This window comes from Mycetocola sp. Y444 (genome assembly GCF_059445295.1).
In genome coordinates this window covers 920,458-938,514 of sequence record NZ_JCAIUB010000002.1, presented here as the reverse complement: position 1 = coordinate 938,514, position 18,057 = coordinate 920,458, and the positions used below count along the sequence as shown (strand labels likewise).

The window sequence follows — 18,057 nt, the reverse complement described above, 5'->3', positions numbered from 1 at the left end:
CCATTGCGGCGAGGCGGGACCCGGCGCTCCGGTCAGACCGGGAGCGGCTCCGGGAGGCCGGTGCGCAGCTCGACGGGCAGGTGGCCGAGGTCGTTGTGCGTCAACAGGGTCCACGGCCGGCCCGGCTTCCGCTGGATGATCGTGAGTCCGCAGTGCGCCTGGTCGAGTGTCATCCAGCGCCAGTCCGGGGCGCCGAGTACCTCGCGCACAAACCACGCGATGACGAAGTTATGGGTGATCAGCACGTCATGACGGTCGCCCTTGCGCGGCGCAAGGAACTCGGCAATAGCATCCGACATCTGGGCGGCACCGGCTTCGATCTCCGCCTCGGTCACCGCGCCAAAGAACGGCTCGTACGCGTTGGGCATCTCGGGCAGCTTGCCGGTCGGTACGCAGTCAAAGAGCAGCGCGCTCGGTTCAGGATCGATGGACGGGAGGCGCTCGTGGATGATGCGGGCCGTCTCGGCGGCGCGCTGCAGCGGCGAGTGCAGCGTCGCCGTGATCGGGAGTCCGCCGATGCGCTCGGCGAGGTGCTCCGCCTGCCTGCGTCCGCGCGCAGACAGCGGCCCGTCGGGCATTCCGTGCTGGGCATCCTGCTGCTCGCCGTGGCGAACGAGGTAAATGTACTGGGTCATGACAGCTCCTTCACGGACTCTCCGAAACCGGCGAACACGTCATCATCGACGGCCCCAACGGCGGAGAGGGACAGCGGTTGGTTCAACAGTTCCTGTGCGAGATCCTGGACGTCGGCGGCGGTCACAAGATACAGGCGGCGCAGGCTCTCGTCGAGATCGGTGAATTCGCCGAGGGTGATTTCCGCACGCCCCAGCCTCGACATGCGAGTTTCGGACTCCTCGAGGGCGAGGGCGCTCGCTCCAGAGAGCTGGCCGTGCGCACGGCGCAGTTCGTCTTCGGTGACGCCGTTGACGGCGATGGATCGAAGCTCGTCGAGCATAAGGTCCGCGACCTGCCTGGCTTTTGCGGGCGAGCAGGCACCGTACATCCCGAACACACCGGCATCCGAGTATGACGCCGCGAACGAGTACACGGAGTAGGCAAGGCCCCTGCGCTCGCGGATCTCCTGGAACAGGCGCGACGACATCCCGCCGCCCAGGATCGAGTTGAGCACGCTCATCGTCATCCGGCGATCGTCGGATGCCATCAGTCCAGGCATCCCGACCAGCAGGTGGACCTGTTCGATCGGGCGTGACGCAACGACGAGCGCAGACTGCCGGGTGACCGAAGCGGCGGGAAGCATGCGGCGCTCGACCGGCCGTGCCGGGGTGGTGAGATCCCAGCCGGCCTCGAGGAGGGCACGGGTGACACCCGCGACCAGTTCGTCGTGGTCGACAGCGCCTGCCGCGGTGACGACGAGGTCCTGCGGCCGGTAATTGGCGCGGTAGTGCCTGAGCACTGCATCGCGGGTCGCCTCGCGGATGGCCTGGGGGGTGCCGCCGATCGGCCGCCCGAGGGCGTGGTCGCCGAACACGGCGGCGAACAGGTTCTCGGTCGCGACATCTGCCGGGTCGTCCTCGGCCATGGCGAGTTCTTCGAGGATCACTCCGCGTTCGTTTTCGAACTCGGTGGGGTCGAGCAACGACGACGTAAGCATGTCGGTGAGCGTTTCCACGGCCATGCCGAGGTCGATGTCGCGCACCCTGGCGTAATAGCAGGTGTGCTCCTTGGCGGTGAGTGCGTTGCTCTCTCCGCCGACCGAATCAAACGCTATGGCGATGTCGAACGCTGTGCGCTTCTCGGTTCCCTTGAACAGGAGGTGCTCGAGGAAGTGGGTCGACCCGAACCCGGACTCGCGAGCGGGGACGTCGCCATCCGCGTCGGCGCCGGGAAGTTCGTCACGGGAACCGACGGCCACCCAGTAACCCAGGGTCGCGCTTCGTGAGCCGAGCACGTTCTCCGAGAGGATCCGCACACCGCTCGGCAGGACGGTGCGCCGAACGAGCGAATCACCGGATGCGGCAAAGGACAGCTCGGCAACATCGAGCGGAAGTTCAATCGACCCGTTCATTACCCTCAACACTACGGCAGGACACGCTGTGAGCAACGCGTCGAGCCGGGAAGGCGCTCAGACGCGAGTTGCCCGTTCGAGTTCGACCACCTGTGTCCGGGTGAGCCTGATGGCCGCTGCCTGGACGAGCGCGTCGACCTGCTCTGGCCGCGACGCGCTCGCGACCGGCGCCACAACACCTGGCCGGTTGAGCAGCCAGGCCAGCGCGATCGACGCGATAGGAGCGTCCTGCTCCTTTGCGACGACATCGAGCGCGTGGAGCACCCGCAGGCCATTCCGGTTGAGGTGACGGGAGACTCGAGCGCTGCGGGCCGAATCGTCGAGGTCGGCGCGGCTGCGGTATTTGCCAGTGAGGAACCCGTTCTCGAGGCCGAAGTACGGCATGACACCGAGTCCCTGGCCACGGCTGACGAGCCCAAGGTCGCCCTCGAATGGACCGCGGTGCAGGAGGCTGTAGTGCGTCTCGAGCGCTTCGAATCGCGGGTAACCGGCAGCGCTGAGGATTCTCGCCTCGACGAGGCGCTCCGCGGTGAAGTTCGACGCGCCGAGGTAGCGCACCTTGCCGGACTCGATGAGCCACTGCGCGGTACCGAGGCTGTCTTCGAGGGGAACCGAGCGGTCGTCAAGGTGGAAGTAGAGCAGGTCGATGTGGTCGGTCTGCAGGCGCTGGAGGGATGCTTCGACGGCGCGCACCATGCTCACCGGACCGAGGCCTGGGTTGTCGGGGTGGTTGCCGACCTTCGTTGCGACGACCATGTCGTCGCGATTGCCCCGTCTGGCCATCCAGGTGCCGATGATGTGCTCGCTCCGGCCAGCCGAGTAGCTGTCTGCCGTGTCGATGAAGTTGCCACCGCAGTCGGCGTACCGGTTGAGGATGCCTGTGCTCGCGTCGGACTGTGCGGTCCACCCGAACACGCTTGTTCCGAGGGCGATCGGGAATACGTCGAGGTCAGTCTCACCGAGGGTACGGCGGATCGATGCGCCGATACTGCCGCTCGATCCGAGGATCTGAATCGGCGCGGATGGGTGCACCTCGAGCGGGGCATTGACCGCGGTACTCGACGCTACCGGCTCGGCGGCCGCGGCCACCGGGCGACCGGCTGAACCCGAAATCCGGGTCGCGTCAGCGGTCACATCGTCGACCGGGTCTGTACCCGGTTCTGCGGTCAACAGGCGAGGCGTCATCCGAGCCATCTCGCCACCCCATTCCTTCGGTCTTACAGGGAAAAAACGGAGCTCCCCAGCCCTCATCCCTGCCTCCGAGACTATGTCAGCCCACCGACGCCAACCGACCATTCGCCGGTCATTTGCATGAATACTTCATAACGATCTGACAACGGTCAAAATCACCTGTTTTTGTTGGCTAAACCGACGGTCATTCTGGCGTGCCGAAGCGCCGGTTCGTCCACCATCCGACCCCGGAATGTAAACACTCCCGGCTCGTTTTCCGCAGCCTCGAGTAGCGCCACAGCCGCTTCGAGGGCGTCTGCTCCCGGCCGGTATCCGGCGCGGATCGAGTCCACCTGGCCGGGGTGAATACAGGCGGTCGCACTGAAGCCGCTCGCAGCGGCATCCGTCGCCTCGTCGAGCAGGCCATCGAGGTCGGCAATGTCGAGATGCACCGTGTCGATCGCAGCCTTCCCGGCAGCTCCGGCGGCGAGCAGCACGCGCGACCGAGCGTGCACGGCGACGTCGCGATAGGAACCGTCGGCTCGCCGGCTCGATGTTCCACCGAGGGACGCAACGAGGTCCTCCGCTCCCCACATGAGCGCCTCGACCGAGTCGTGCCGTGCGATCTCCGGAGCCGTGAGCACGCCAGCAGCGGTCTCGCACAACGCGATCACCCGGTACCGGTCGCCGAGCGCGGCAACGTCGGCGATGCTCTCGGCCTTCGGCAACATCACCCATCGGTAATCGGTGCCGGCGAGCGCCGAGAGATCCGCCGCCAGCTCGCCGGACGATGCCGGGTTGACCCGGACAATCGAGCGTTCGGGGTCGAGCTGATGCTGCACAATCGCCGCGCGCGCCCCCTCCTTGTCCCGCGGCGCAACGGCATCCTCAAGATCGAGGATCACGGCATCCGCACGTGCGCTCGCCTTCTCGAACCGATCGGGCCGATCTGCCGGGCAGAACAGCAGGGCCGGTCCGAGCTCGAACCCGGTCACGCGGCGCCCTCCCGGCAGCGCACGAGCACGTTGCGCACCGCCGTCGCGACGATCACGCCGTCCTGATTGCGACCGGTGTGCTCGAGAGTCACGATGCCCTGGCCCTGCCGCGACTTTGACAGTCGCTTGTGGGTGACGATGGTCTCGGAGTACAGGGTGTCGCCGTGATAGAGCGGGTGTGGGAAGACAACCGAGTCGAACCCGAGGTTGGCGACGAGCGTCCCCTGGGTCAGCTGGGCGACCGAGCTGCCGACCATCGTCGCGAGGGTAAACATTGAGTTGACGAGCCGCTGCCCGAACTCCTGGGTCTCGGACCACGCACTGTCGAGGTGCAGCGCCTGGGTGTTCATCGTCATCGTCGTGAAGAACACGTTGTCAGCCTCGGTGACCGTGCGGCCGGGCCTGTGGAGGTACCTGGCCGACGTGTCGAACTCCTCGAAGAAGAGTCCCCGCTGCTCGACGGGCGTTCGCTCGTTCTCGTTCTCGTTCTCGTTCATCGGGTCCCCTACGCTTCGAAGCCGAGCTCACGGGCGATGATCATGAGCTGCACCTCACTGGTGCCCTCACCCACCTCGAGGATCTTCGAGTCACGGTAGTGCCTGGCGACGGCATTCTGGTTGAGGAACCCGTAGCCGCCCCAGATCTGGGTAGCGTCCCTGGCGTTCTCCATGGCCGCCTCACTGCCGAGGAGCTTCGCGATCGATGCTTCCTTCTTGAACGGCTTGCCGGCGAGGAGCTTCGACGCCGCAGCGTAGTACGCCATCCGTGCGCTCATCGCCCGTGCCTCCATCCGCGCGATCTTGAACGCGATGTACTGGTTCGAGCCGATGCTGCGCCCGAAGACGTTGCGGCTCTTTGCGTACGCGACGGCCTCGTCGACGCAGCCCTGTGCAGCACCGGTACAGAGCGCGGCGAACGCGACCCGCCCCTCGTCGAGGATGGTGAGGAAGTTGGCGTACCCGCGACCGCGTTCACCGAGGAGGTTGGCCTCCGGCACCCGGACGTTCTCGAGGGTGAGCGGGTGGGTGTCTGACGTGTGCCAGCCGACCTTGTCGTATGCGGGCTCAACCGTGAACCCGTCGATCGGTGTCGGAACCAGGATGGTCGACAGCTCCTTCTTGATGCTGCCGTCAGCGCGGGTGCTCTCGCCGGTGACCGCCGTAATCGTGACCAGCCGGGTGATCGGAGTGCCCGAGTTGGTGATGAACTGTTTCGAGCCGTTGATCACCCATTCCCCGTTCTCGACGTGGGCGTTCGTGAGCGTTGCGCCGGCATCCGACCCCGCCTCCGCTTCCGTGAGGCCGAATCCGGCGAGCGCCTCACCGCGGGCGAGCATCGGCAGGAACTCGTCTTTCTGCGCCTCGGTGCCGAAGCGGTACACCGGCATCGCGCCGAGCCCGACCCCGGCCTCGAGCGTGACGGCGATGGACTGGTCGACCCGGGCGAGCTGCTCAACGGCAAGACAGAGCGAGAGGTAATCCTTGCCCTGGCCCCCGTGCTCCGTGGGAAACGGCAGCCCGAACAGCCCCATCTCGCCCATCTGCGCGATGATCTCCATCGGCAGCCGGCGCGCGGTGTCGTACTCGTACGCGGCGGGAGCGACGACGGTAGTCGCGAAGTCGCGCACCTCGTCGACGATTCGCTGGTGCTCCTCGGTGAGTTCGGTGTTCATGCGGTGTCCCCTTCGACAATCGGATGGTTCGGTTTCGCGTCGGATGGCGCGGCGTCGGGCACCAGCGGAGTCAGCGTCGCGACAACCTGGTCGAGCTTCACGAGGTCACCGGGCTGAACGGCGATCGAGACGGTCCCGGCGACGGCCGCCGTGAGCTTGTGCTCCATCTTCATGGCCTCGACAACGACGACAGTGGCCCCGGCGTCGACCGTTGAGCCGGGCGCGACGGGAACGCTGATCACCGTGCCGGGCATCGGCGAACGCACCTCGGGAGCGCGTGCCGCATCGGGCCGCGCAATCGCAGCGAGTCGCAACGCAAGCCGCTGCCCACGCGAGAGAAGGGGCAGTTCCCAGCTGAACCCGTCGCGTCCGACCCACACGCCGGTCGCTGTGCGCGCGAGCGACAGCATCCGCACTCCTAAGTCCAGGCTCAACGCGCTCCGCCCGTCTTTCAGCTGTCGCAGCGTCGCGGTGTGCGGTTCGCCCCCGTTGATGCGAACGGATGCCGCGTCACCGGCGGCGAGGACACTCACCGTCGCCGTCGTGCCCTCCTCGATGGTGAAGGTGTAGTCGATCGGCCGGGCCTCGGTCATCCGCCACCCGTCGAGCACACCCCATGCCGCACCCGCGGACGGCGCTGAGCGCTCGGCGTGAACGGTGAGGGCGGCGGCAACCAGAAGTTCGGCATCGGGACGGGCGAAGCTCAGCGAGGGCAGCCTGCGGTCGATGAGCGACGTGTCGAGGTCGCCCCGTTGCACCTCCGGTTCGGCGAGGAGCAGCCGCAGATACTCGATGTTGGTGCGCACGCCGAGAATCGACGTTTCGGCGAGCGCCCGGTCGAGTCTGGCGAGGGCTTCGGCGCGGTTGGCACCGCGAGCGATCACCTTGGCGAGCATGGGGTCGTAGTAGGAGCCGATCTCGCTGCCGACGGCGATGCCCGAATCCACGCGAACGCCCTCACCGGCCGGTTCGTCGAGCGCGATGACCCGGCCCGTCGCCGGCAGAAATCCACGCTCGGGGTTCTCGGCGTACACCCGGGCTTCGATGGCGTGCCCCGTGAGCGTCACGGCGTCCTGGCGAAGCGAAAGCCGGTGACCCGCCGCGATCCGGATCTGCTCCGCAACGAGGTCAACTCCGGTGACCTCCTCGGTGACCGGGTGTTCCACCTGCAGGCGGGTGTTCATCTCCATGAAGTAGAACTCGTCAGGCGCCCCGGCCGAGACGAGGAACTCCACGGTGCCGGCCCCGACATAGCCGACGCTCTCCGCGACCCGGCAGGCGGCCTCGCCGATGCGTCGTCGGGTGTCAGCGTCGAGCAGAGGAGACGGCGCCTCCTCGATGACCTTCTGGTGGCGGCGCTGCAGCGAGCACTCGCGCTCGCCGAGGTGAATCGTTGTGCCGTGCGTGTCAGCGAGCAACTGCACCTCGATGTGTCGCGGCTGCGCGATGAGCCGCTCGAGAAACAGCGTGTTGTCACCGAAGGCAGCGGCCGCGATACGGCGGGCTGTGGCAAGCGCACCCGGAAGCTCGCTCGGCGTCGTGACGATCTCCATCCCCTTGCCGCCACCGCCGGCGCTCGGCTTGATCAGCAACGGATAGCCGACGCCCTGGGCAGATTCGCTGAGGTCCGCATCGCTGAGCCCGGGACGGGAATCACCCGGGATCACGGGTACTCCGCTCGCGGCCACATGGTTCTTGGACCGGATCTTGTCGCCCATCACCTCGAGGGCGTCGACACCCGGTCCGATGAAGACAATGCCGGCCTTGGCACACGCCCTCGCGAAGTCGGCGTTCTCGGAGAGGAAGCCATAGCCCGGGTGGATCGCGTTCGCACCCGTCGCTGTCGCCGCGGCGATCACCGCCTCGATGTTGAGGTAGCTCTCCCTCGCCGGGGCCGGGCCGATACGCACCGCGGTGTCGGCATCCGTCACGTGCTTCGCCGTCCGGTCGGCGTCGCTGTAGATGGCGACGGAGCGGATGCCGAGGCTCCGGAGGGTACGGATCACCCTCGACGCGATTTCGCCCCGGTTGGCGACGAGGACTGTATCGAACAGTGCGGTCACGGCGTCACATCCGGAACAGCCCGAAGGCGGAGTCTGGCAACGGCGCGAGGGCGCACACGTCGAGGGCGAGGCCAAGAACCCTTCGGGTGTCTGCGGGGTCGATGACGCCGTCGTCCCACAGGCGGGCGGTGGAGTAATAGGGGCTGCCCTGCTCCTCGAACTGGGCACGGATGGGGGCTTTGAATCGCTCCTCGTCATCGGAAGACCATTCAGTGCCCAGCGCGTCATGCTGGTCGCGCTTGACCGTGGCGAGCACACCGGCGGCCTGCGCACCGCCCATCACCGAGATCCGGCTCGCCGGCCAGGTCCAGAGAAAGCGCGGCGAGTACGCGCGACCGCACATCGAGTAGTTGCCGGCCCCGAACGAGCCGCCGATGATCACCGTGAGTTTGGGCACCCTCGTGGTCGCGACAGCCGTCACCATCTTGGCGCCGTGCTTGGCGATGCCACCAGCCTCGTAATCGCGGCCGACCATGAACCCTGAAATGTTCTGCAGAAAGATCAGCGGGATGCCGCGCTGGTCGCACAGCTCGATGAAGTGGGCGCCCTTCTGCGCGCTCTCGGAGAACAGCACGCCGTTATTGGCGATGATGCCCACCGAGTGCCCGTGCAGCCGAGCGAACCCGGTGACGAGCGTCGTGCCGAACTCCTTCTTGAACTCCACGAATTCACTGGCATCGACCAGCCGAGCGATGACCTCCCGCACGTCGTAGGGCGCCTGGACGTCGGCGGGAACGACTCCATACAGCTCCTCCATCGGGTAGAGCGGATCGCGGCTCTCTCTCGTCGGAGACCCCGAGGGCGACACGGATGCCGTTGGCAGCGTTGAGACGATATCCCGCACGATCTCGAGGGCGTGCGAATCGTCCTCGGCGAGGTGGTCGACGACGCCGGAGGTTTTCGCGTGAAGGTCTCCCCCTCCGAGTTCCTCGGCGGTGACGATCTCACCGATGGCGGCCTTCACGAGTGGTGGACCGCCGAGGAAGATGGTGCCCTGGTTCCGGACGATGACCGTCTCGTCGCTCATGGCGGGCACATACGCGCCACCGGCGGTGCACGATCCGAGTACGGCGGAAATCTGCGGAATCTTCGACGCGGACAACCGGGCCTGGTTATAGAAAATCCGGCCGAAGTGATCGCGGTCGGGGAAGACCTCGTCCTGCATGGGCAGGAACGCGCCGCCCGAGTCGACGAGGTAGACGCAGGGCAGCCGGTTCTCGAGCGCGATTTCCTGTGCCCGAAGGTGCTTCTTCACGGTCATCGGATAGTAGGTGCCACCCTTCACCGTGGCGTCGTTGGAGATGACCAGCACGTGGCGGCCCTGGACCAGGCCGATGCCGGCGATGACACCAGCCCCCGGGCTCTGGTCGTCGTACATTCCCGTTGCGGCGAGCGGTGCGATCTCGAGGAACGGGCTGCCGTCGTCAAGGAGCTCGTCGATGCGTTCGCGCGGCAGTAATTTGCCCCGGCCGACGTGGCGTGCGCGGGACTTTTCGGTGCCACCAAGTGCGGCAGTGGCGAGCCTCTGCCGCAGGTCGGAAACCAGGGTTCGCTGCTCGGCGTCGTTCCGGAGGAAAGAGTCGCTCGACGGCGAAGCCGCGGAAATCAGTGTCTGCATTGACAGTTCCCTTGTACCGGAGTGAATGTGTACCGGAGAGGACGCCACCATTCGGTTAGTCCCCGTTAACTGACCCCGACGTTAGTATGGATTAACTCAAATGTCCAGCATCGCTTCCAACGGAGGGCGCAATGGCCGACGACACCATCATCGATGATCACCCAGTCACGACGGAGTCTGGATCCATCAGGCTCGGCCGCAGCGCGGCGAAGGCACAACGACGGCAGGCCCTGCTCGCCGCAGCTGCCTCCCGATTCGCCGAACGCGGCTTCAACGGGGTATCGATCGAAGACCTGGGAGCCGCTGTCGGCATGAGCGGTCCGGCGGTCTACCGGCACTTCGAGAGCAAGCAGGCGCTTCTCGCTGCGCTCCTCATCGATGTGAGCCGTGAGCTGCTGTCCGGTGGAACGGATGTTGTGGCGAGGGCGCCGGACGGAGAGCTCGCGCTTCGCGCTCTCGTGGAATTTCACGTGCGATTTGCGCTCGCCAATCCCGATGTCATCCGGGTCCAGGATCGCGATCTCGACAGCCTCTCCGAGGAGGACCGCCGCACGGTGAGAACCCTCCAGCGCCGGTACGTCGAGCTGTGGGTGGCAATCCTGCAGCGAATGCAGCCCACAACAGACGCGGCGGCCCTGAGGATCAGGGCGCACGCCGCGTTCGGGCTCATGAACTCGACCCCGTATAGCGGTGATCAGCTCCCCCAGAACGATCTCCGTGACATCCTCGAGCGGATGGCGTTCGCCGCGCTCTCCTGAGCGGTGCCGCTGCGACCCGAGTCGACGCTGCCCTCCCTGCCTCTCGTACGGCGTTGAGTTCACGCTTGCTCGGCCAGAAATGGCTGCCCGCATCCGCCGCTCGGCCAGAAACGGCTGCTCGGCACGCTGCTCGGCCAAGAACGGTCGCACATCGCCGAAATTCGCAGCCGTTTCTGTCCCCGCAGCGAAACACGTCACACCCACAGCCACACAACGGGATCCTCCCGAACGGGGTGACGCCGCGGCGCCCACCTCTCTGCTTTGATGGGCCCATGCCGCAGCAGCCCCCTGCCTCCAACCCCGCGCCTGGCGAGGTAACACAGAAGGTGGACCGGGCGCGCACGCTGTGGGGCGAGGGCAAACGACGCGCGGCACTCGAGCTGCTCAAGGCTGCCGTCCGGTCAGACCCGGAGGCCACCCCGCTTCGACTTGCCCTCGCCGAGTTGTACCGCGAGATGAATTCCCCGGATCAGGCGGGCCGCTGGGGCATCGCCATCGAGGGCTGGACGACCGCGGTCGAACGGGATCGGCTGGCGCGGCTGCTGGCACCGGTCGGCACCCCGCGCGACGATCTGGTCGAGTTCCTGGCGCTCACTGGGCCTGTCGAGAGTTACCCGGATCTCGAGGAAGTGGTGGACGGGCCGCTCGCCGCGCACGTGGCGCAACGCAGAGCGGCCGCCGCGACCGAGGAGTCACCTTGGGGCGAGCTGCTCTTCCCTCTCGCCGCGTTCTGCTGGATCACGACCGTGGTGGGCGGGATACTCGCGGTGGTGGCCGTCTTCATCGTCGCCTTCTTCGAACTGGCGGATGCCCGTACCGTCGCACGCATCAGCGCCGGATGCTTCCTCGCTCCAGCGGCGGTTTCCTCCTGGGTCTCGGCCGGGGCGTGCGCGGTCGAGAACCGCTGGCTGGGTGCCGGCGTGCTGACGATCGTCGGGACTATTGCGGCAACGCTCGCAGTGCTGACCTTCACGACGGCCTGACTTACCATGGGCCCATGGCCAGCAACGATGATGAGCCCCCACCCACTGCGCTTCCGGCGAACCCACCATCGCCCGATCCGGTCAATCCGGCCATCGAGGTTCTTGTGCCCAACCTGAACAGGGTCTCCTCTGCCACTTTTCGACGCGGGACGATCAGCCGGAGGCGAGTGAACGTCGCTCTCGGAATGCTGCTTGCAATTGCAGCACTGGCGACCGTGCTCGTGATCTTCGGTGACCTGATCTTTGCGAATCTGGGCACAGCACTGGTGTGGGCATTCGTCGCGGCTCTCGTGGTCGGGGTGGTCGGCCTCGTGCTCATTCGCCGCGATGAACAGCGGGTTCGACGGGCGGGACGAGGCGAGGCCGACGAGCCCGACGAGCCCGACGAGCACTGAAAACCGCTGTCGAATACTGACGTCACCGGGCCGCCGTGAGCGATCCATCCGCGCCGAGTTCCCAGGTCTCGTCGAGGTCGAGCCTGTCGAGGAACGCCTCATCGTGGCTCACAACGAGTACCGCACCGCGGTAACTTCGGAGCGCATCGACGAGCTGATCGATACTCTGCAGGTCCAGGTTGTTCGTGGGCTCGTCGAGTACCAGAAGCTGCGAAGGCGGATCCGCAAACAACAGTCGCGCGAGCGAGACCCTGAACCGCTCACCGCCCGAGAGCGTGCGCACCTCGCGGTGCACGCTGTCGCCCCGGAGCAGGAACCGGGCGAGCCGCTTGCGCAGGATGCCGGGAGCAACAGTCGGTGCCGCGGCCTGCACGTTGTCGAGCATGCTGGCGTTCTCGTCGAGCCCGTCGAGTCGCTGCGGCAGATATCCCACCCGGTCGGTGAGTCGACGCGCGCTGATCGCCCCCGCTCCCTCCGGTTCATTCACGCCGGCGTAACCGCCTGCGCTGCCGAGGCCACGGGCAGTGCCGAGAACCAGACTGTCGAGCATCGTGGTCTTCCCCACGCCGTTCGGACCGGTGATCGCTATTCTCTCGGGACCCTGGATGATGACCGTGCGGTTCGCGGCGCGCAGTTCGGCGATCTTCCGGGACGCCGGCACATCCGGATCCGGGAGGTCGAGCAGGATGGGTTCGTCTTCGCGGACACGCGCCTCAGCGGCATCCAGCACCGACTGCGCAGACCTGATGTCGCGGTCCATTCCGGCACGGAGCTTCGCGGCGGAAACCTGGGCCTGTGACCGCAGGCCGTGCATGACAATCTTCGGCATCCGCTTGTTCTCGAACGCCTTCTGACCCATCTGCGCGCGTCGCGCGAGCTTCGTTTCGGCCTCGATGCGTTGTTTCTTCTCGACCTTCACCGCCTGCCCCGCTGAGCGCACCGCCTGGACGGCGGCGGACTGCTCCTGCTCGCGATGAGCGCGCCACTCGCTGTACGGCCCACCGAACACCGAGAGCTCTCCCCCGTACAGCTCTGCCGTCTCGTCCATTCCCTCGAGCAGCGACACATCGTGACTCACGACAACGAGGGCGCCGGGCCACGACGCAACCAGCCCCGCCAGGCGTGTGCGGGCATCCCGATCGAGGTTGTTCGTCGGCTCGTCGAGAAGCGTGATTGCGGTCCGGCGAAGCCTGAGTCCCGTCGTCGCGACGAGCATTGCCTCACCGCCCGAGATCCGGTCCACCCTCCTGCCGAGGTCGGCGCCTGCCATGCCAATCTCGGCGAGCGCTTCGCGTGCCCGGGCTTCGACGTCCCAGTCGTCACCGAGCAGATCGAAGTGGTGGGCCGCCACATCACCGGACTCAATCGCTCTGAGTGCCGCGAGCTTTCCGCTAATGCCCAGAAGATCGGCGATCGTCGCCTCGACGCGGAGGGTCAGGTTCTGGGGCAGGTATCCCACCTCACCGTCGACGGCGATTCGGCCGGAGGACGGAGTGAGTTCCCCAGCCACGAGGCGGAGGAGTGTGGATTTGCCCGATCCATTGGCGCCGACGAGACCGGTGCGCCCCGATCCGAAGGTGCCTGAGATGTGGGCGAGAGCACTGTCACCGTTGGGCCAGGAGAAGCCGAGATCGGTGAGTGTGACTGTTGAGTTGCTGTGCGAAAACATGGGACTCCGGGGTAGTCAGCGGTCGCGCTGAATACCGGAGCCTGGTGTGGCGAATCGACGGTTGTCAGCGCGCGGGAAGCGGCGCGGAACCGAAGATGTCCACAGCAATTACCTATCGTGAGGGAACAGAAGTAGAAATCTTCGCACGGGATCGCTCCGATCGCAACCAATGTGCGTCGGCGTCACCGGCACTCCGGCGCCTCACACCATCGTCAGAACGATCCCCGGGTTGCTGAGGATGTTGCCGACATCGACGAGGAACCTCGACCCCTGCTCCCCATCCACCAGACGATGGTCGAACGACAGGCTCAACGTCATGACCTCGCGCAGCGCGATCTCGCCCCGGTATTCCCATGGCATCCGCCGCACCGCCCCGATGGCCAGGATCGCCGCCTCACCCGGGTTGAGGATCGGCGTGCCGGCATCGACACCGAACACGCCGACATTGGTGATGGTGATGGTTCCGCCGGCGAGGCTCTGCGGGCTGGTTGACCCGGCCCGAGCGCTCTCGATGAGCGCGTCGAGCGCGTCACGCAGCCCGGCGAGACTCAGGGCGTCCGCGTCCTTGATGTTTGGCACGATGAGCCCACGCCCGGTGGCGGCAGCGATACCGAGATGCACAGCGCCGAGCTGCATGATCTCCTGCGCGTCTTCATCCCACCGGGAATTCACTTCGGGAGTCCGGGCAGCCGCCAGGATGACCGCTTTCGCCGCGAGGGTGAGGATCGACAGGCGTTTGCCCCGGAACTCCGGAGTGTCCGCGAGCGACCGCACGAGGTCCATACCGGCGGTCACGTCGATCGTGAGGAACTCCGTGACGTGCGGCGCCGTAAACGCGGACCGCACCATCGCCTGGGCGGTCGCCTTTCGAACGCCTCGAATCGGAACCCTGACATCCGCTCGACGCCCACGCTCCACGCTCGGCGCGAGATCCCCTCCGTCGACGTCAGCGCCCTCGGCGACGTCCTCGCGTGCGTTTTCCTGCGGCGCAGTAACGGATGCCGTCACGCGGCCGGCGGCCCGCTCAATGTCCTCCCGCGTGATGAGCCCGATCTCCCCGGTGCCCGTGACCGTTGCGAGGTTGATGCCCAGATCTCGAGCGAGCTTCCGAACGGGCGGTGTCGAGCGGGGGCGCTCGGCCTCCGACGTCGCTGGCTCCTCCGCCACGACCGTGCTGCCTGCGTCGAGCCCCTCGTCGCTGCGTACGTCGTCGGCCAAGGCGCTTCCACCGGCACCGCCCTGGTCCGCTCCCCACGCGCGTGCACGCCGCTGGGGCCGGTCGCCCCGCTCGACCCGCGGGCCGTACCCGACGAGCACCGGTTCCCGCTCTCCGCTCCCCCGCGAACTCTGCACCCGTGCGGCACTCACGGCTGCGTCAGCAACACCAGCCGCAGCGTCCGCACCAGCATCACCGGCTGCCGTCCGCACCCGCTGACTACCGGCATCCGGTTCACCCGCTCCCGTCTCGGCGTCGACGTCATGCGGTGCTCCGTCAGTGGGCACATCCGTTGGTGCGTCGACCCCCAGCCCGACCGTGACCTCGAACGCCACGATCGGCTCACCGACGTTGACCGTCGTGCCCTCGTCGGCGAACAGTTGCGACACCGTGCCGGCGAAGGGAGACGGCAGTTCGACAAGTGCCTTGGCTGTCTCGACCTCGGCGATGACCTGGTTGAGCGTCACCGTGTCACCGACCGCAACCCGCCACGAGACGATCTCACTCTCGGTGAGTCCCTCACCCAGATCGGGCAGGGCGAAGTTCACGATGCTCATGCTGTTGCCTTCCAGCCCGTCAGGGAATTTCGACGGCCGAGCACGCGGTCAACGGCGTCGAGAATCCGGTCGAGGTCGGGCAGGAACGCGTCCTCGAGCGAGGCCGGCGGGTATGGCGTGTCAAACCCGGTGACCCTCGCCGGCGCAGCCTCGAGCCAGTCAAAGCAGCGCTCGGTGATCGACGCCGCGATCTCTGCGCCCATCCCGCCGGATTGCGCGGCCTCGTGGGTGATCACCAGTCGGCCGGTTTTGCGAACGGATGCCTCCACCGTCGCGAAGTCCACCGGCGAGAGTGAGCGGAGATCGATGACTTCAACTGCCACACCGTCGTCTCCCGCCGCAGCAGCGGCATCCAGCGCCGTCCGCACGAGCGGGCCGTACGCCACCAGTGTGACGTCGGTTCCCGGCCGCACGACCCGAGCCTGGCCGAGCGGCGCCGCCTCTGCTCCGAGCTCGGTGTCGACGTCGCCCTTCTGCCAGTACCGGCGCTTGGGTTCGAAGAACAGCACGGGGTCGTCGCTGGCAATGGCCTGCTGGATCATCGTGTGGGCGTCCTGCGGGTTCGAACACGACACCACCCGGAGCCCTGCCGTGTGCGCGAAGTACGCCTCGGGTGACTCGGAGTGGTGTTCGACAGCGCCGATGCCGCCACCGAAGGGCACACGGATGGTGATGGGCATTCTCACGTTGCCCCTGGTTCGGTAGTGCAGCTTGGCAATCTGGGCGACGATCTGGTCGAAACCCGGGTAGATGAAGCCGTCGAACTGGATCTCGCAGACCGGGCGATACCCGCGGATGGCGAGGCCGACCGCCGTGCCAATGATGCCGGCCTCGGCCAGCGGGGTGTCGATCACGCGACGAGGACCGAACTCCCCCTGCAGCTTGTCCGTGATGCGGAAGACTCCGCCGAGCTTGCCGATGTCTTCTCCCAGGAGCACCACCTTGTCGTCGCGGGCGAGCGAGCGACGGAGTCCGTCGTTGAGCGCACCGGCCATCGTCATCTGGCTCATGACTCGCTCCTTTCGGCGTCGCCGTCGGCATCGCTGCTTCCGAACGACGCGAGGTACGCGGCGTACTGGCTCTTCTGCCGCTCAAGGCCCGAGTGCGGCTCGGCGAAGACGTGATCGAAAACGGTGAGCGGATCTGGCTTGGGGATCGAGAGGCACGCCGCCCGCAGTTCGCTGGCCACGGCATCCGATCTTCCATCCACTCTCGACCGCAGCTCTTCCGTGAACGCGCCGCGCGCGTCGAGGAGGGCGGCGATGCGCGTGATCGGGTCCTTTGCGCGCCACTCGTCGAGTTCGCCCGCCGGACGGTATCGGGTGGGGTCATCGCTCGTGGTGTGCGGACCCATCCGGTAGGTGACCGCCTCGATGAAGGTGGGTCCGCCGCCGGACCGCGCCCGATCGAGAGCGATGCGCGTCGCGGCCATCACGGCGAGCACGTCATTGCCGTCAATACGCATGCTCGGGATGCCAAAGCCCGGTGCACGGTCCGAGATGTGGCGCTGCGATTGCAGCCCCACCGGTTCGGAGATCGCCCACTGGTTGTTCTGGCAGAAGAAGACGACCGGGGCCGAGAAACTCGCCGCGAAGACGAGAGCCTCGTTGACGTCACCCTGGCTCGTTGCGCCGTCGCCGAAGTAGGCGATCGTGACCGAGTCGACGCCGTCGTGTTTGCAGCCGAGCGCGTACCCCGTGGCGTGGAGAGTCTGTGCGCCGATGATGACGGCCGGTGTGGCCATGCCGACCTCGTACGGATTCCAGCCGGATGCCGCGCTGCCGCGCCAGACCCGCATCAGGTCGGTGAAGTCGACGCCGCGGCAGTAGGCGACGCCGTTCTCTCGATAGCTCGAGAACACGAAGTCGTCGCTTCGCAGCGCACGGGCCGAGCCGATTTGCGCGGCTTCCTGGCCGAGCAGCGGTGGCCAGAGTCCGATCTCACCCTGCCGCTGAAGCGCTGTGGCTTCCGTGTCGATGCGCCGGACGACGACCATGTCTTCGTACAGGTCGATGAGCTGTTCTGTGGAGACGTCGTCGACCCACGGATCGAAACCCGGGTTGCTGACGCGTGTGCCGTCCGGCCGAACGAGCTGGACGACATCTTCGAGGGAACCGAGGTGCACACCGTACTCGTCGTGCGCCTCGTGAATTCGTGTGCCTTCATGGGTGGTGGACACAGTTACACGCCACTTTCTTTCGTGTACTGAACCGCTGGATCGCAGCAATTCAGCATCCGGCGCCGTTGCCAGATGTACGTGCGACGGTACGCCGGGCCGTCAATGGGCACAACCGTCGTCGTTCCGATTGCGCATTCTGCCCGGTGAGATCGAAACAGGGGCTGCTAGTCTCTGGCACTATGCACAAGCTCGACCGCACAGACACTCGCCTTCTCCTGGCGCTCGCTGAAGATCCGCGATCGTCGATCGTTGCCCTCGCCGAGAAACTCGGGTTGTCACGCAACACCGTGCAGGCGCGGTTGAGTGCCATCGACTCGACCGATGTGCTCGGTTCGTTCGAGCGACGGATCAACCCGGTCGCGCTCGGGTACCCGTTGTCGGCGTTCATCTCGGTCCATCTGCAGCAGCAGAAGCTCGGGGCGATCGTCGAACAGCTCTCGAAGATCCCGGAGATCATCCAGGCGCACGGGCTGAGCGGGCCGAGCGACCTCCTCGTGCGGGTCGTTGCCACCGATGCCGATGACCTGTTCCGCGTGTCGAGCCTCATCCTCGCGTGCGACGGGGTCGACCGCGCCGAGACCTCGCTTGCGATGGGCGAGCTGATCCCGTTCCGGGCCGCTCCCCTGCTCGAGCGCACGCAACGGGACTAAGCCCTCACCGTGCGCGCGCGTCGCCCGCTCGCCGGGCGCTGCTCGCTGCCAATCGCAGCTCTCCCATCGCCGCTAGGACACATTTGGCTGCTTCCAAGCCAAAAAC

The 18,057-nt window shown here is 66.6% G+C and carries 16 protein-coding genes; 4 read left to right on the top strand and 12 right to left on the bottom strand.

Going from position 1 to position 18,057, the window contains the following annotated elements; all coding sequences use genetic code 11:
- Nucleotides 1-32: 32 nt before the first annotated feature.
- The 8 genes from AC1C2M_RS11045 to AC1C2M_RS11010 all read right to left on the bottom strand — a co-directional run bounded on the left by AC1C2M_RS11045 (nucleotide 33) and on the right by AC1C2M_RS11010 (nucleotide 9,544).
- Nucleotides 33-635, bottom strand: coding sequence for a histidine phosphatase family protein (locus AC1C2M_RS11045; protein WP_495433013.1), 603 nt, complete (start codon nucleotides 633-635; stop codon nucleotides 33-35).
- A complete protein-coding gene (locus AC1C2M_RS11040) occupies nucleotides 632-2,026 on the bottom strand; it encodes a M16 family metallopeptidase (RefSeq protein WP_495436420.1) in 1,395 nt (464 codons plus the stop codon). Before AC1C2M_RS11040 ends, AC1C2M_RS11045 begins: the two co-directional genes overlap by 4 nt.
- A gap of 57 nt (nucleotides 2,027-2,083) precedes the next feature.
- A complete protein-coding gene (locus AC1C2M_RS11035) occupies nucleotides 2,084-3,211 on the bottom strand; it encodes an aldo/keto reductase (RefSeq protein ID WP_495433010.1) in 1,128 nt (375 codons plus the stop codon).
- Nucleotides 3,212-3,372: 161 nt separating this feature from the next.
- Nucleotides 3,373-4,191: an HpcH/HpaI aldolase/citrate lyase family protein gene (locus AC1C2M_RS11030; protein ID WP_495433009.1), complete on the bottom strand. Its 819-nt coding sequence runs from the start codon at nucleotides 4,189-4,191 to the stop codon at nucleotides 3,373-3,375.
- Complete coding sequence (locus AC1C2M_RS11025) at nucleotides 4,188-4,688, bottom strand: MaoC family dehydratase (RefSeq protein WP_495436419.1); 501 nt, start codon at nucleotides 4,686-4,688, stop codon at nucleotides 4,188-4,190. Before AC1C2M_RS11025 ends, AC1C2M_RS11030 begins: the two co-directional genes overlap by 4 nt.
- An 8-nt stretch (nucleotides 4,689-4,696) precedes the next feature.
- Entirely contained in the window at nucleotides 4,697-5,863 is a 1,167-nt protein-coding gene (locus tag AC1C2M_RS11020) for an acyl-CoA dehydrogenase family protein (RefSeq protein ID WP_495436417.1), read from the bottom strand.
- A complete protein-coding gene (locus tag AC1C2M_RS11015; RefSeq protein ID WP_495436415.1) occupies nucleotides 5,860-7,926 on the bottom strand; it encodes an acetyl/propionyl/methylcrotonyl-CoA carboxylase subunit alpha in 2,067 nt (688 codons plus the stop codon). Before AC1C2M_RS11015 ends, AC1C2M_RS11020 begins: the two co-directional genes overlap by 4 nt.
- Nucleotides 7,927-7,930: 4 nt before the next feature.
- The gene (locus tag AC1C2M_RS11010) at nucleotides 7,931-9,544 is read right to left on the bottom strand and encodes a carboxyl transferase domain-containing protein (protein WP_495436414.1); all 1,614 of its coding nucleotides are present in this window, start codon (nucleotides 9,542-9,544) and stop codon (nucleotides 7,931-7,933) included.
- A 131-nt stretch (nucleotides 9,545-9,675) separates the two neighbouring features.
- Here AC1C2M_RS11010 and AC1C2M_RS11005 point away from each other — a divergent pair, with 131 nt between their 5' ends.
- The 3 genes from AC1C2M_RS11005 to AC1C2M_RS10995 all read left to right on the top strand — a co-directional run bounded on the left by AC1C2M_RS11005 (nucleotide 9,676) and on the right by AC1C2M_RS10995 (nucleotide 11,680).
- Nucleotides 9,676-10,302, top strand: coding sequence for an SACE_7040 family transcriptional regulator (locus AC1C2M_RS11005; protein ID WP_483405791.1), 627 nt, complete (start codon nucleotides 9,676-9,678; stop codon nucleotides 10,300-10,302).
- A gap of 272 nt (nucleotides 10,303-10,574) precedes the next feature.
- A complete protein-coding gene (locus AC1C2M_RS11000; RefSeq protein ID WP_495436413.1) occupies nucleotides 10,575-11,285 on the top strand; it encodes a DUF6584 family protein in 711 nt (236 codons plus the stop codon).
- 14 nt (nucleotides 11,286-11,299) lie between these two features.
- Nucleotides 11,300-11,680 (top strand): hypothetical protein, encoded by a 381-nt coding sequence (locus AC1C2M_RS10995; protein ID WP_495436412.1) that lies wholly within the window; start codon nucleotides 11,300-11,302, stop codon nucleotides 11,678-11,680.
- Nucleotides 11,681-11,702: 22 nt separating this feature from the next.
- Here AC1C2M_RS10995 and AC1C2M_RS10990 read toward each other — a convergent pair whose 3' ends face one another.
- The 4 genes from AC1C2M_RS10990 to pdhA all read right to left on the bottom strand — a co-directional run bounded on the left by AC1C2M_RS10990 (nucleotide 11,703) and on the right by pdhA (nucleotide 17,274).
- Complete coding sequence (locus tag AC1C2M_RS10990; RefSeq protein WP_495436410.1) at nucleotides 11,703-13,349, bottom strand: ABC-F family ATP-binding cassette domain-containing protein; 1,647 nt, start codon at nucleotides 13,347-13,349, stop codon at nucleotides 11,703-11,705.
- 201 nt (nucleotides 13,350-13,550) lie between these two features.
- A complete protein-coding gene (locus AC1C2M_RS10985; protein ID WP_495436409.1) occupies nucleotides 13,551-15,122 on the bottom strand; it encodes a dihydrolipoamide acetyltransferase family protein in 1,572 nt (523 codons plus the stop codon).
- Nucleotides 15,119-16,132 carry an alpha-ketoacid dehydrogenase subunit beta gene (locus AC1C2M_RS10980; protein ID WP_495436407.1) on the bottom strand — a complete coding sequence of 338 codons (1,014 nt, stop codon included), beginning with the start codon at nucleotides 16,130-16,132 and terminating at the stop codon, nucleotides 15,119-15,121. The genes AC1C2M_RS10985 and AC1C2M_RS10980 overlap by 4 nt, the downstream gene beginning before the upstream one ends.
- Nucleotides 16,129-17,274: a pyruvate dehydrogenase (acetyl-transferring) E1 component subunit alpha gene (pdhA, locus tag AC1C2M_RS10975; protein WP_495436512.1), complete on the bottom strand. Its 1,146-nt coding sequence runs from the start codon at nucleotides 17,272-17,274 to the stop codon at nucleotides 16,129-16,131. Before pdhA ends, AC1C2M_RS10980 begins: the two co-directional genes overlap by 4 nt.
- Nucleotides 17,275-17,480: 206 nt before the next feature.
- On the opposite strand from pdhA, the gene AC1C2M_RS10970 reads away from it, so the two are divergent.
- Nucleotides 17,481-17,951, top strand: a complete 471-nt coding sequence (locus tag AC1C2M_RS10970; protein WP_495436405.1) for an Lrp/AsnC family transcriptional regulator — start codon at nucleotides 17,481-17,483, stop codon at nucleotides 17,949-17,951.
- The last annotated feature ends 106 nt before the right edge of the window (nucleotides 17,952-18,057 follow it).

Coding starts and splice junctions, on each gene's coding strand:
- AC1C2M_RS11020 (WP_495436417.1), bottom strand. CDS start 5,863: ATGAACACCGAACTCACCGAGGAGCACCAGCGAATCGTCGACGAGGTG.
- AC1C2M_RS11045 (WP_495433013.1), bottom strand. CDS start 635: ATGACCCAGTACATTTACCTCGTTCGCCACGGCGAGCAGCAGGATGCC.
- AC1C2M_RS11035 (WP_495433010.1), bottom strand. CDS start 3,211: ATGACGCCTCGCCTGTTGACCGCAGAACCGGGTACAGACCCGGTCGAC.
- AC1C2M_RS10990 (WP_495436410.1), bottom strand. CDS start 13,349: ATGTTTTCGCACAGCAACTCAACAGTCACACTCACCGATCTCGGCTTC.
- AC1C2M_RS11010 (WP_495436414.1), bottom strand. CDS start 9,544: ATGCAGACACTGATTTCCGCGGCTTCGCCGTCGAGCGACTCTTTCCTC.
- AC1C2M_RS10985 (WP_495436409.1), bottom strand. CDS start 15,122: ATGAGCATCGTGAACTTCGCCCTGCCCGATCTGGGTGAGGGACTCACC.
- AC1C2M_RS10980 (WP_495436407.1), bottom strand. CDS start 16,132: ATGAGCCAGATGACGATGGCCGGTGCGCTCAACGACGGACTCCGTCGC.
- AC1C2M_RS10995 (WP_495436412.1), top strand. CDS start 11,300: ATGGCCAGCAACGATGATGAGCCCCCACCCACTGCGCTTCCGGCGAAC.
- AC1C2M_RS11025 (WP_495436419.1), bottom strand. CDS start 4,688: ATGAACGAGAACGAGAACGAGAACGAGCGAACGCCCGTCGAGCAGCGG.
- AC1C2M_RS10970 (WP_495436405.1), top strand. CDS start 17,481: ATGCACAAGCTCGACCGCACAGACACTCGCCTTCTCCTGGCGCTCGCT.
- AC1C2M_RS11005 (WP_483405791.1), top strand. CDS start 9,676: ATGGCCGACGACACCATCATCGATGATCACCCAGTCACGACGGAGTCT.
- AC1C2M_RS11000 (WP_495436413.1), top strand. CDS start 10,575: ATGCCGCAGCAGCCCCCTGCCTCCAACCCCGCGCCTGGCGAGGTAACA.
- AC1C2M_RS11040 (WP_495436420.1), bottom strand. CDS start 2,026: ATGAACGGGTCGATTGAACTTCCGCTCGATGTTGCCGAGCTGTCCTTT.